The sequence below is a fragment of the Roseateles sp. SL47 genome, assembly GCF_026625885.1.
Lineage (GTDB): Bacteria > Pseudomonadota > Gammaproteobacteria > Burkholderiales > Burkholderiaceae_C > Roseateles.
This window is the reverse complement of record NZ_CP113068.1, coordinates 6,254,112-6,266,634: the sequence shown is the minus strand read 5'-3', so window position 1 is coordinate 6,266,634 and position 12,523 is coordinate 6,254,112. Positions and strand designations below refer to the sequence as shown.

10 protein-coding genes are annotated in these 12,523 nt (G+C 60.4%); 2 read left to right on the top strand and 8 right to left on the bottom strand.

Translation table 11 applies throughout. The features are described from left to right. Positions 1-47: 47 nt before the first annotated feature. The 8 genes from cas2e to cas3 form a co-directional block, all read right to left on the bottom strand. Positions 48-383 (bottom strand): type I-E CRISPR-associated endoribonuclease Cas2e, encoded by a 336-nt coding sequence (cas2e, locus tag OU995_RS26960; RefSeq protein ID WP_267833235.1) that lies wholly within the window; start codon positions 381-383, stop codon positions 48-50. Beyond that, entirely contained in the window at positions 364-1,302 is a 939-nt protein-coding gene (gene cas1e / locus OU995_RS26955; RefSeq protein ID WP_267833234.1) for a type I-E CRISPR-associated endonuclease Cas1e, read from the bottom strand. The genes cas2e and cas1e overlap by 20 nt, the downstream gene beginning before the upstream one ends. A gap of 65 nt (positions 1,303-1,367) precedes the next feature. Then, positions 1,368-2,054, bottom strand: a complete 687-nt coding sequence (gene cas6e, locus OU995_RS26950) for a type I-E CRISPR-associated protein Cas6/Cse3/CasE (protein ID WP_267833233.1) — start codon at positions 2,052-2,054, stop codon at positions 1,368-1,370. Between the two features lies 1 nt (position 2,055). Next, a complete protein-coding gene (cas5e, locus tag OU995_RS26945) occupies positions 2,056-2,775 on the bottom strand; it encodes a type I-E CRISPR-associated protein Cas5/CasD (RefSeq protein WP_267833232.1) in 720 nt (239 codons plus the stop codon). Positions 2,776-2,778: 3 nt separating this feature from the next. Then, positions 2,779-3,831 (bottom strand): type I-E CRISPR-associated protein Cas7/Cse4/CasC, encoded by a 1,053-nt coding sequence (gene cas7e, locus OU995_RS26940; RefSeq protein WP_267833231.1) that lies wholly within the window; start codon positions 3,829-3,831, stop codon positions 2,779-2,781. 51 nt (positions 3,832-3,882) lie between these two features. Then, complete coding sequence (gene casB, locus OU995_RS26935; RefSeq protein ID WP_267833230.1) at positions 3,883-4,377, bottom strand: type I-E CRISPR-associated protein Cse2/CasB; 495 nt, start codon at positions 4,375-4,377, stop codon at positions 3,883-3,885. A gap of 10 nt (positions 4,378-4,387) precedes the next feature. Next, a complete protein-coding gene (casA, locus tag OU995_RS26930; protein WP_267833229.1) occupies positions 4,388-6,004 on the bottom strand; it encodes a type I-E CRISPR-associated protein Cse1/CasA in 1,617 nt (538 codons plus the stop codon). 183 nt (positions 6,005-6,187) lie between these two features. Beyond that, positions 6,188-8,926: a CRISPR-associated helicase Cas3' gene (cas3, locus tag OU995_RS26925; RefSeq protein ID WP_267833228.1), complete on the bottom strand. Its 2,739-nt coding sequence runs from the start codon at positions 8,924-8,926 to the stop codon at positions 6,188-6,190. An 875-nt stretch (positions 8,927-9,801) separates the two neighbouring features. On the opposite strand from cas3, the gene OU995_RS27650 reads away from it, so the two are divergent. Both OU995_RS27650 and OU995_RS26920 read left to right on the top strand, forming a co-directional pair. Continuing rightward, the gene (locus OU995_RS27650) at positions 9,802-10,242 is read left to right on the top strand and encodes a DUF2946 domain-containing protein (protein WP_420714907.1); all 441 of its coding nucleotides are present in this window, start codon (positions 9,802-9,804) and stop codon (positions 10,240-10,242) included. A gap of 129 nt (positions 10,243-10,371) precedes the next feature. Then, positions 10,372-12,519 carry a TonB-dependent siderophore receptor gene (locus OU995_RS26920; RefSeq protein WP_267833227.1) on the top strand — a complete coding sequence of 716 codons (2,148 nt, stop codon included), beginning with the start codon at positions 10,372-10,374 and terminating at the stop codon, positions 12,517-12,519. Positions 12,520-12,523 lie beyond the last annotated feature (4 nt).

Here is a 12,523-nt window from a genome sequence, read left to right as displayed (position 1 = left end):
GGTGGGCATGAGGACCGAAAAATCGGTCAGCATGCCAACGGCTCAGGTCACTTGCGCGCGCCCGGGGTGTCCGGGATCAGATTGAAACGCTGTCCGCGTTCAGCCTGAAATGGTGGCCGCCTTCGTCTGAAACGCTGTCCGCGTTCCGCTGAAATGGGTGGCCGCGATGGGCTGAAATACGCATCAAAACCCGACTCGTTGGTTGCGCGCCAGATCAACACTGCGTTGCCATCCTCAAGCCCCTCGATGACGTGCTGCCAAATGTGTTCGCGCATCTTGCGCGAGTAATTTCCGACGTAGACACCAGCGCGAACCTCGAGCAGCCAGACGGCCATGCGGCCTCGAAGCCTTGGCGGCGCATTTTCAAGAACGATGACCAGCATCGCCCATGCCCTCCGCGTTGGGCAATGCCGGTGGAATCGACTCCGGAGTCGGTTCGGGCGGCTTGATTTCACCTGCCGACAAGATTTCCTCGATATCGGGAATGATCCGTTCGAGGAGCTTGGTCTGCCTGAACACATCCCTGCAGGCCAGCCGCACCGCGCGGTCTGGGTTGGGGGGATTGCTGGCAGCAATCTTGAAGGCAAGTGGCACCACCGACTCGAACTTGTAAATGTCTGCGACGTCATACACAAAGGACAAGGGCTTGCCTGTGTGTATGAACCCAACCGCAGGAGCGTATCCAGCGGCAAGCACCGCCGCCTCCGTGACGCCATAAAGGCAAGCCGTGGCCGCTGACAGGCAACGATTTGGCAAATCAGAGGCATCCCAGGTTTCGGGGTTGTAATCCCGGCCCTTCCACTTCACGCCAAACTGGTGGGCAAGCAACTGGTAGGTACGTTTCACCCTCGCGCCCTCAATGCCCCGAAGTTGCTCCACGCTCCGACGCTGTGGCGACTCCTCGCCGAAGCGCATCGAATACATCTTCCGCACCACTTTCAGCCGAAGGTCATCGTCGAGCGCCAACTTGGCTTGGTAAAGCAGCCGATCCGACCGAGCGCCCCCTGGCTGGCCAGACGAATACAGGCGAACACCGGCCTCACCAACCCAAACGAGAAGAGTTCCAACCCGCGCGGCAAGCGCCGCAGCGCGATGGGAAACCCGCGTCCCAGGCTCCAGCATGATGCAAGCCACTCCGCCGATCGGCACATGCGTCAACACGGGCCGCACACGTTCGCCCATGCAATCGACTACGACGAAGGCCCCGTCAATGACATCAATTTCGCCTCGCTCAATGAAGATGATTGAAAGCCGCTCTTTGATCGGGATCGGCTTGAGTGGCAGCAGCTGGGGTCCGCTCATGATGTTTCGCCTCTAAACGAAAAAACCCGTGGCCAGCAAAGCTCACGGGGTTTGGCGACGCACGTTCACACCGGTCGTCGAACCAGCATCAGGCCGCAACCGAATGCCTTGGCATGCCCCAGACCGCTCTGCAACATCGCCACAAACTTCTCGGCATCGGTCACCACCAAGGTGCCCACGAACTCCACCGTTGAGAATTTGAGCTTGCCGTTCTTGATCACATGCTGCAGATAGCTATCAACTGAAATCTGGTCAGCACGAAACGCAAAGCCGCAGCGCTTGCCCTGCTCGGTAAGCCAACGTGTGCATGCACCAGCCACAAGTTCGTAAGCAGCCGGCCGATCAGCCTCTGGCATTTCAGCCCAGGTCGCGAGGCCCAGTTGAACGAGGTGTTGCCGCTTGGCGTCCATCACCACGTCGTGACGGGAGTGCTTGCCATTGACCGTGCGCGTCACCACCGGGTTGGCGCACAACTCAAACTCCAACGTGTCACCGGTCTGGAGTTGCGGCTGGTACAGCTTGGTCTGCACGCCCCACGCCTGTCCTTCGCGCAATGGCGGGCGCTTCGAGACGACGTGATAGCGGGGCAATCCTCCCACCTCCGTTCGTCTGAAGATGAAATCGCGGGGCGTGCCCTCCTCGGCTGGAAACAGTTGCCACAGCCATTGATGCTCACGGTATGGACCTTGAAGCATTTGATGGGCGGCCTGGTTTTCATGGCCAGGTCGCGGCGAAATCAAACTGAAATGCATGTCAGGCCTCCTGCTTAGACAGCAGAGCAAGGTGCTCCACCCGGTCGCCAAACTGCCACGATCCACGGTGCATCAACCGGTCCTTGCGTGTCACCGTCAAGTCAGCTGCCGTGCCGGCGCTCATGCCATCCGGCCAGGCCAACTTGACCAAGGGCAAAGGCGTTGCTTCGCCAGTGGCTGCACCGAATGCGGCAAAGGCATCGATCAAGGAATCCGCTTTGACAACACACGGATGCAATGGCGCTGACGGAGGGCAAGACTTGCGTCCGAGGTAGAGCACGAACGCAGGCCGCAGGAGCGCATTCCGCAACGCTTCCAAGGTGTGTGGCGCGCCATCACGCGCCTGAACTGCTACCAACAAGTCAACGTCCTGCCGATAGTCACGCGTCGACAAGATCGTATTCAGGTCAGTGCGCGCCACACTCAACTCATCCTTTCGCGTTGTGTGGCGGCGTCCCTTCAGCGCCGTACGTCCTGGCACCTGTGCCGTTTGGTAATCCCGAAGCAAAGTCCCAGCTTGTCTGATCCCCACGCCGTAGAGGTAGCTCGAATTCAGCGCTCTGAGGTTCGCCTCCTGGTCACGTCGCAAACCCAGCGCGGCCCCGAGCAAGCCGGCAAGTGCAGATGCCGTGGGGTAGTCATGGCTGCCGCGGTATTCACCCACTGCAGCCTCACCCCAAGACGCCATCGCACCACGTAGTTGGAATACGAGGTAGTCCATCTCTCAGCCCTGCAAGAAAGCGGCAATCTCCGAAAGCGAACCCGTGCCTTCCTCTGCATTAATCTCGCGGTGGGCGTCGGAACACTGGCCGTACACTTTGTCAAAGCCGTCACGCTGCTTAGACAGTGCGGCGATGGCCTCACTCAGCATCGACTGGTTGCCGTAGGGCTTGACCGGCTTGATGTACGCCTGGGACAAACTGCGGGGCTGTTGCGACCCTTTTTCCGCCAGCACATAGCTGGCATAAGCGCGAGACGCAAAGCTGTTCTGCATCCCCGTCGGGCTGACCTTGGTGATGGCCTGCAGCAACGCATCCAGCGCTTTGCTGACCAAGGCATCGTCCCCATTGAGGTTGGCTTTGAGCAGGTCGCGATTGATACACACGTAAAGGTAGAACAAACCGGCGCCGTAGCCACGCTCGCCGATATGTCCTGCGCCACGGGGGTTCAGGTCATCGACGGCACTGAAATAGTCGTCTTCAACTGCGGCGCGGTGCACGGTGATAGCGTGCGCAACCTGCACTGCCGCTTCGACGTTGAATGCCGGCGAATCAGCCAACATGCGGCCAAACATCGCGATGTCGACAGCGCCAGCTTCGCTGGTGAGCAACTTGAGTTCGGACTCGTCTGGACCGGCCTTGCGCTCGCCACAGGCTTGGGCCAAAGCTAGCACGGCAGCGCGCTCAGCAGGGCTCACGTGGGCAAGCTGTTCGATCTGCAAGTCTTCGTCTTGCTCGGTTTTCTTGTCAGATTTGATCTTGCCGAAACAGGCGGCGATCTGACGGGCCCATTCGCGCGCCTTCTTGTCATCAACGCCTGCTGCCTTGATCAGGTCATAGGCTTCCTTGCCCAGCATGCGTGTCCGCTTGCCGAGATGCTCACCCAACGCTTCTTCAAATACATCTGAAGTCCGCCATGCCCGCTTCTGGCTTTGCGATGAGATCCGCAAACGCAGCGCGTCACCCATCAAGGCAGTCTTCGGACGACCGGTGTCATCACGGTTGAGATTAGACGGTGCGTGGCTGGTGAGAACGTGCAGTTGAAGGAAAGTGGACATTTTTATCTCCCTGACAGTGATGGTGAAAGTTCAGTTGAGGTGCGACCCGCTTCAAAGCCAGTCGTAGTCATAAGCCCAGGCACGTTTGACATCGTTGCCCCAGTACAGAACGGCGCTGGCCAGGCTCAGCAAATCTACTTTTTGCTCGATCAGGGGCAGAGCACGGCGCAATCCGGAGAACAAGGCCTCGTCGTCGGGTGACTCAAGCAAACGCTTGAATCGCAGCTCACTGACTGGATTGCGCTCTGCGCCCTTGGGCCGAGCACTCATGGCCTTTGGCAATGTGAGTTCGCTCGTGACCTTGACGTGCGCCATCAACGCGCAGGCCATGGCCAGCCGGTCGAGCTGATGTCCCTTGCTGAACATCTCTGGGCTGATTGCAACCAGGCGGCTCTGCAAACGCTGGAATGCGGGGCACATCAGCGCCTCGAACACGCTTGACGCGCGCCGCAACTGCGCCCGGCCGCCTTTGTCATCATCAAGATGTTTCCACCAGTCGATCAAGGCTTTGCCGACCGGGGTGTCTTCAGTCAGTTTTCTGGACATGCGTCCCTCCTCAATTGGATTTGGTTACGAGCCGCTTGGAACCCTTGCCTGCGGGCTCTGTGACGGGCAGATTCAACATGGCACGGAGCTTGTTGCCGTACAGTGTGTTTCGAAGCAGCTTGTGTGCGGCAGCTACGCGCTGCGGGTTCTGCCTGCCAATTTGGCCGGCACCCACAAACACCTCGTCAAACAGGCGCAAGCAGGCGCGGCTCAAGGCCTGAAGCCAAAGCTGCCCGAGTTGCGGGCCATCGATGAGGCGACCCTCACGAGCTGAGCTGATCAACAGCTTCAAGTACTCGTAGAACGCTGACTCGGTCTGGGTCCAGAACGCTGCGTCTACGGCGCTGTAGTCGCCGCGGGCATCACCACCAAACCAGGCTGATTTGACGGCACTGCGCAAGGCATAGAGGCTGAACTTGGCTGCTTCTAGCCAAGTGCCAACCATGGCCTCAATCCGCACAACGTCCTGGGTGTCACAGCCTTCCAATCCATAAAGCGGCAAGGTGGACTCATACCAGCACCTCGGTTTCATGTTCTCCATGTCGTAGCCAAAGGCCCATAGCTTCAACTGCGTACCGGCATGATTGGCACGACGGGTGGTCCGGTAATGCTCTAGAACCCGTGCGGGCCGCTGACGCTGTTTGTCATCACCAGCGCCAAGCACCCAGGCCAGCCAGTGCCGATAGCCGAAGCCTCCGGGCTGTGGGTGTAGCGGTAACCAACCCTCCTTGGTTTCGTAATAAGGCGACAAGACATGGTCCCAGGGGCCCTTGTAGTTCAAGCCGTACGGCCTTGTGGCGTATTGATGAATCAACTGCTCATGAAAGCGATGGCAGAGATCGCATTCGCCAGGTTGGGTGGCTTGAAAATCAAGACGGATTCGGCGAGGCATGCCCCAAAAGACATGGAACGGATGCGTTTGCAGTGGCGAAGTTTCGCCACCCTCCTTCTGGATGCCAGTGATGTCTGCCAGCCAGGGGAAGGTGAAGTGCGCCGCCGTCTTCTTCGGGTCGCCGCCATACGCATGGCTCGCAGGCAACTCCATCACGTTGAGCCAGAGGTCATGCCAAAGTGACTGCGTCGGCTGGCAAGCCAACAAAGTGGTCAAGGGGCCACCGCCACGCAAACCAGTGCGATTGCCGGCCCCACCTGCTGGCGCGTTGATCTGCAGCGTCAGCAAGGCGGTAATCGCGCAATGCGGGCAGAGATGTTCGATGCGCCCTCGCTTCACGAAATGGTCGCTGTTGTTCTTGATGGCGTTTTCACCCGGCGAGTCGATCAGCAGCGAGGCGATGCCGACATCAGGCGGGTTGGTCAACGAAAAGTCCTGCAAAAATCGCGGACCGTCGCCGTCGCACTTGAACGCTGTGGCGTGTGGTTGAAACCAACGGCGCAATGAACTCCGATCAGGCGGCGACTGGAACAGGCCACGCCAATCCAGGCCGTCTTCCAACGGAATGGTGGTCGTCAGAAGCCCGATGCCGAACTGCATCAAGGCACCGTTGAAATCGGCCCGCTCAGAGTCGAACGCAACCAGGTCGGGGTCAGACAGCTGATCAGGCGCAATCCAGCGGCGCTCTCCCGTGCGTGTCCGCACGGGCATCCAATTTTCTTCAAACAATTGCATGACAGTTCTCCCTGCATCGTTGTGGCCGAACACTAGCAGAAAATGATAAGAGCCGACTAACCTTCGGATAAAATTTTTTATTTTGCGATAGTGTTGGCTTCTTCAACGTGTTGAAGATGAACCGAGCCGTCTAACGTTCGGACCTCGTTCCCCACCATGGTGGGGATGACCGTATGACAAGTCTCACCCTACGGCCTTCAGTCCAAACTGCGGGTCGTAGGTCCATCGACGCTTCACCTGACGAGCACCCTGCTGAGCCAGCGCAACGCCTTCATGACGCTGCTCAAGCTCCTCAAGCGGCAAGAGCACCGACCACTTGCCCTTATCCGGCAGGGTTTCCTGGACCCGCAACAACTCTGCTTGCTGATCGGCGTCATCCAGATCAGCGGTGGCTGCGATCAACCGTTGTGGCACGCGCACGGTGCTGTAAGCCCAGGCGTAGCGAACCTCAGCGTGATCAACCCACGGCACCAAACGGCCATTGCGCCAGCGGGCAAGCAGCACGCTCACGCTGGGCTCGCCAATGCGGGAGGGCGTTTTGGCATCAGCCCACCAGTCCACGCTGCCGCGCTGGTAGCCAACGCCCAGCTTGATGGAATTCTGTTTGGCCAAGGAGGCCTCACTCATTTCCTCGCCCTCCACGCCGTCAGCCAAGGGCTGCAAGCCTGGTGGAAAGGTTTGGCTCGCACCGAACACACCCTCAATGAGCGTGCGTGCGTCCGCCGGCATCGCGAAGCTGCCCGCCTGCAACAGCTGCGCCGTCAGCCACAGTTGCCCGTGATGCCGATACACCTTCGCGGATTTGGGAAAGGCGGCCTTGAACCAATCACGCGTCGGCTCACGATTCCAGGCAGGCCCCAATACCCATAGGGTCGGGGCACCGCGGCCATCTGCTTGCGCAGCGTCAAAGAGGCGCCGACCTTGAGCATCACGGCGATGGCGCTGCAAGCGGCCGGCTCGCTGAATCAATCGATCAATGGGGGCGAGGTCACTGACTACCAGATCCCAATCTGCATCAAGCGACTGCTCGGCCACCTGGGTTGCAATAACGAGGCGGCCACGCCGTTGCTCGGGCGTGCTGTGTTTGCCAAAGCGCTCCAGAATGAGTTGCTCTGAGCCCAGGCGATCACTGAGAGAAAAGCGCGCATGAAACAACGTCAAGTTATCTGCCGGCATGTGGTTAGCAAACATGGCGTGTGCGTCCAAGGCGTCAATCACCGTGTTGCGCATCCAGCAAACGCACTGCCCCTTTTCCAGTGCCTCCTTGATGCCGGTCACAACATCGCCAACGTCCGCGCAGTAACGCGTCATTACCTTGCGAGACACATCGGCCCGAGTAGCCACCTCGGCCTCAAGCAGTTGATCAGGTCGGGCGGCAGACCAACTGGTGACCAATGGATAGCCCGAACCACATGCCTCCGGCGCTTGTGACCCGGCCCCGGTTGCGAATGCGTCCAGCAGGCTTTGCTTCATGACTTGCGGCAAAGTGGCCGACAACAGGATGGCACTCCCGCCCGCCTGCGCATGGCACTCCAGCAGGCGTTCAAGTACGCCTTGCATATAGGGGTCGCAGGCGTGCACTTCGTCGACCACCAAGACTTTTCGGAACAAGCCCAGCAAACGCAAAGATTGATGCTTCCCTTGCAAGGCAGCCATCAGAGCCTGGTCGATGGTGCCCACTCCGGTCGGCGCGAGCAGCGCGCGCTTGTTGTGATCTGCCAGCCAAGCAGTGCAACGCGCGGTCGCAGTTTCATCCTGCTGGTCAACGTCAGCTTCCGGTTCGCCCGGCTCCAACACCGACTGGGCGAAGGCAGACACCAAATCACGCTGGCCGTTGGCGAGGGTCATGCTGGCAAGGCCGTCGTACAGCCGCATGTAGAAGGTACTCAGCCGACCGTACATGGCATTGGCAGTGGCCATGGTGGGCAGGCCAATGAAGAAACCATCCGCTGAACCCTCACCCATCAAGCGATGTGTCAAAGCCATGGCAGCTTCTGTCTTGCCGGCACCAGTGACGTCTTCGAGCAAATGGATTTGAGGGCCGGTCACCAACTGCACGTCCTCTGCCCAAGCCTGCAAGGGGGAAGGCACGGAAATATCAGGGAACAACTGGTCGAAACCAAGCTGGCACTTCGTGGCAACTGGCAGAATGCCAACCGCGCCAACCGCGCGTTCCGCCTTGATCAAGGCGCTGGCCCAGTAGTCCTTCAAGGGCAGCGGCTCATCGTGATAGTTGAAGTAGTCCTGGTTCGACCCGACCCAATCAGCCAACACGGCCAACCCGGCAACCCACCAAGACAGGCGTCTGCTCTCACGCAGAAAGGCTTTCGGGTTTGAAAAACACCCTTGGTTGAAATCAAAGCCGCGAAGAAAGGTGTTCTTCATCTGAACGGCAAACTCGGTCGCCGCTGGCAGATCGTGGTCACTATGGAAATGCGGTCCCAGATCGCGGCGCGACTCCTCCGGTGGCTGGCCGTGATGCCCGGTGACTGCACGGGCCCAAAAATCCAGGCCGTACATCAGGCCTTCGGTATCAGGCCCAAACCATGTTTCCTGCATCACTCGCGTGGACAAGCGCTCTCGCCAGAACATCATGCCCAGGGAGTCATGTCGAACCGTGTAACTGGTATTGATCGCTCGCTCCTGCAAGCGCTTCACGATGTCGGATCGCTGCGCTTGAAACGCCGAGGCGAACTTCCCGAGGTCGTGAATGGCCAACCAGAAAGCCATCCAATCCAGAAGCTGCGCGTCCGACATCTGCAGTTGCTCTTGCAGCCGGCGGCAAAGATGTGGGGCTCTCTGGAGGTAAACCACGCCGACAGCCGCGACGTCAAGGCAGTGAAAGGGCAGCAAATGCCATTCAGCCCGGCCATCAGCGACTGGCCGGGCTTTCCCCCAATAGTTGAAATAAGTAGGACCCATGTTGTTGTACTCCCTGGCCAAGCTGTGCACGTCGGATTGTTGGCGACAAACTAGCTCACCAGATGAGCCACCCATTCGCCCGATTGCAAAAGATCTTCCCAAGCTGCTCGGGAGGCTCAAAGAAGCATGCCGACGCCCACGCGAGATTTCGATACGAGATTTATGCTGCGCAACCCCGAGTTCCAGTTGAGGCGGAAGGCGCCGAGCTCAATGTGCGTGCGTTGGAAGCAGCTACCAAGGTCAGTCCAAGCCTGCCAAGAAGTGAGCGGCAGGGTGTGTGATGGCGCTGGCTTGGGGTACGAAAGGTAGAACGCTGTACAGCTGATTTTCGGTACACCAACGTACAGTCATCAGCTTGGGGCGATTCCGGACGAATCCACTAAATTGCAGTCAGCAAAGTACTTTCAGCTCTTCTTCGCCCCGCAAGGCTCCAGTACGCTCGGTTCAAGTCCTGCACGGCCTACCAAAAATTCCTCGCAATATCCAAGCGCTTAGCCTCAATAGGCTGATTGGTTTGCAGCCCAGCCACTTCGGCTGATTCACCTCGAATTTCCCAGATCCAGCGCCGCGCATCAGGGCGCCAAGTGGCAAGTGGCCGTTGCCTGACGACCCGCAGCGGCGACTTCCGTTGGGCGGCCACAGCAGGTCACCCAGCAGTGCAATGGTGTCACCCAGGCTCGCGGCTTCGATGCGGTTCTTGTTCAGGAAGACCTGCCACTGGCGCAGCTTTGCAGTGTCTTCGCTGCGCCGCGTTGCCCGGGGCGGCCCCGAAGTTCCTGGCTTGCTTCATCGATGGACGCCACATCCTGGGGCCCACGCCAGAAGAGGTGGCGGCGCGCCATTGAGGCTGATTCGACTTGGTGGAGCAGTTGCAAATGGCGAGGCTTCCGTTCTCTTACACTCTCCAAATGTCCTTTGGCCGTTCCCTCAAAGCTCTCATCGCGTGGATTGCGTCCGTCGCGATACTGATGAGTGCATTGGCACCGGCGATGGCGCAAACCCTTCGACATGACGTGTCGGCAAGCTGGACGGAGATCTGCAGCGTCACTGGCATGCAGTGGGTAAAGGTGGATGGCAGCCGCCAGACCGGGACTGACAAGTCCGGCTCCACCGACGAGGGTGGTTCGAAGCACGGGCTGAAGCAATGCCCTTACTGCTCGACCCATTCCCCCGTATTGGGATTGCCTCCAACCGTGTCCACGGCCCTGCCAATCAAACCTAGGGCAGCCTATTGCCCTGCGCTGTTCCTCACAGCGCCTCGAACCTTGTTCGCCTGGGCCGCTGCCCAGCCTCGCGCGCCGCCCTTCCAAGCCTGAGCTTTGGAGACGGCTGAGCCTTGGCAGATGGCGCCGGCTCAGCAAGATGCCGGCAGCCGCCACGCGGCCTGCCCCACCGCGCATTCGCCGGTTCTCGCCAGCGAGAAGACCGGCCCAAGACCTCACTGTATGAACAAGCTTCCTCCTCTGACGACGCTCGCGTTGGCCTGCCTGACCCTGACCGCCCACGCCCAGTCGGAAACTCCCTCCCAGACCCTGCCCACTGTCAAGGTGGACGGCCAGCGCGACACCTACAAGGCGCCCGATACGGCCACGGGCAATCGCACCCTGACACCATCCCTCCAAAGCCCGCAGAGTGTTCAGGTGATTTCTCGGGCCGTGCTGGACGATCAAAACACGCTGCAACTCAGCGATGCGCTGCGGAACGTGTCCGGCGTGCAGTTTGACTTCGGTTTCAACGGCAGCGCCATGCCGCTGACCATCCTGCGCGGTTTCCCCAGCGTGTCGATGACCGCCATGGGGGCGATGTCGGGCGGCTCGACCTATTACCTGGATGGCACCAAAGTCACCGGAGTACCCATCAACATGGCCAATGTGCAATCGGTGGAGGTGGTCAAGGGCCCCGCGAGCGTGCTTTACGGGCGCGCCGAGCCGGGCGGTTTGGTCAATGTGATCAGCAAACCCATCAGTTCAGTGGCCAGTTGGAGCCTGGAGCAGACGGTGGGCCAGTACGGGCTGTCCCGCACCGCCGTGGAGGCCTCCGGTGCGCTCAACGACGATCGCAGCCTGCGCGGCCGTGTATCGGGGTCGTACTCCACCGCAGATTCGGTCCGCGATTTTGTCCGCGACAAGCTGGGCGCCTTCAGCGCAGCGCTGGCCTGGCAGCCCAGCAGCCAGACCACATTGACCGCCACGCTGGACTACAGCGACCAGCGTTATCGCACCGACTACGGCGTGCCTGCAGCGGGCAACCGCCCGGCGGACCTGCCGTGGTCGCGCCAGTTCAACGATTCCCCCGAGCTGTCCTCCAGCAAGACCACCAGCCTGCGGCTGGAGCTGGAGCACCGTCTCTCCAGCCAGTGGCAGATCAAGAGCAAGCTGCTGAGCCTGCGCAGTGACACCTCGGAAGTGGACATCGCCCCCTACCGCGTCGACCTCGGCGCGGGCACGACCGCGGACGACAGCTGCCCCGGAACCGGCAATCCGATCTGCCGCTACTACTTCAACGTCCGACCGGATGGCCGTTACAAGCTGGATCAATTCAATGTGGACCTGATCGGCAGGCTGGAAGCGGCCGGCCTGGATCACACCCTGCTCTTCGGCGTGGATGTCTACAGTGCGCGCAAGACCGGCGCGTTGTATTTCCAGCAGGTCAGCGCGGTGGACATCTACGAGCCGGCGCTGGGGCATACGGCGCCGCTGGACCCGTCCTCGCGGGTGCCCGATCTTGACGACAGCACCCGCTGGACCAGCGTCTATGTGCAGGACCAGGTGGCTCTGGGCCATGGCGTGTTCCTGACCGGTGCCTTGCGCCATGATCGCACCAGCGCCATCTACGCGGCACCGGGCACGGAGCCCAACAAGGCATCGTTCACGACGCCACGACTGGGGGCGGTGTGGCAGTTCGCTCCCAACCAATCGATCTATGCGCAGTATCAGGACGCCGTGTCCACCAACAACGGCCGGGACACTGTGACGGGGGCGGCGCTGCCGGCGGAGCGGGGACGTCAGTTTGAAGTCGGCCACAAGGTGGAGCTGTTGGACGGCAAGCTCTCTTCAACGCTTGCGGTCTACGAGCTGACCAAGCGCAACCGCTCGGGGCAGGTACCCATTGACGAGGCCCCCTACTACAACATCGTCACCGTGGGCAAGGCACGTTCGCGCGGCTTGGAATGGGACCTGTCGGGCCAAGTCAGCCGGAGCGTCTCGGTCATCGCGTCGTATGCATACACCGACACCCGCGTGCTCGAGGACCCGAGCTATGAGGGCAAGAGGCTGACCAATGTGGCCCGTCACGCCGGCAGCGTCTGGGCGCGCTACGCCATTGACAGTCAATGGAGCACCGGCGCGGGTGTGTTTGCGCAGGGCCAGCGCGAAGGCGATCTCGGCAACACCTTCCAGCTGCCGGGCTACGCACGGGTGGATGCAATGCTTGCCTATCGGTTTGGCTGGGCCGGCGCCAAGGCTTCCCTCCAGCTCAACGTCGACAACCTGTTCGACAAGAAGTACTACACCGCCAGCCACCCCTGGTCCCAGGACTGGATCAAGCTCGGCTCGCCGCGCGCAGCCCGCGCCACCCTGCGGCTGGACTATTAAACGG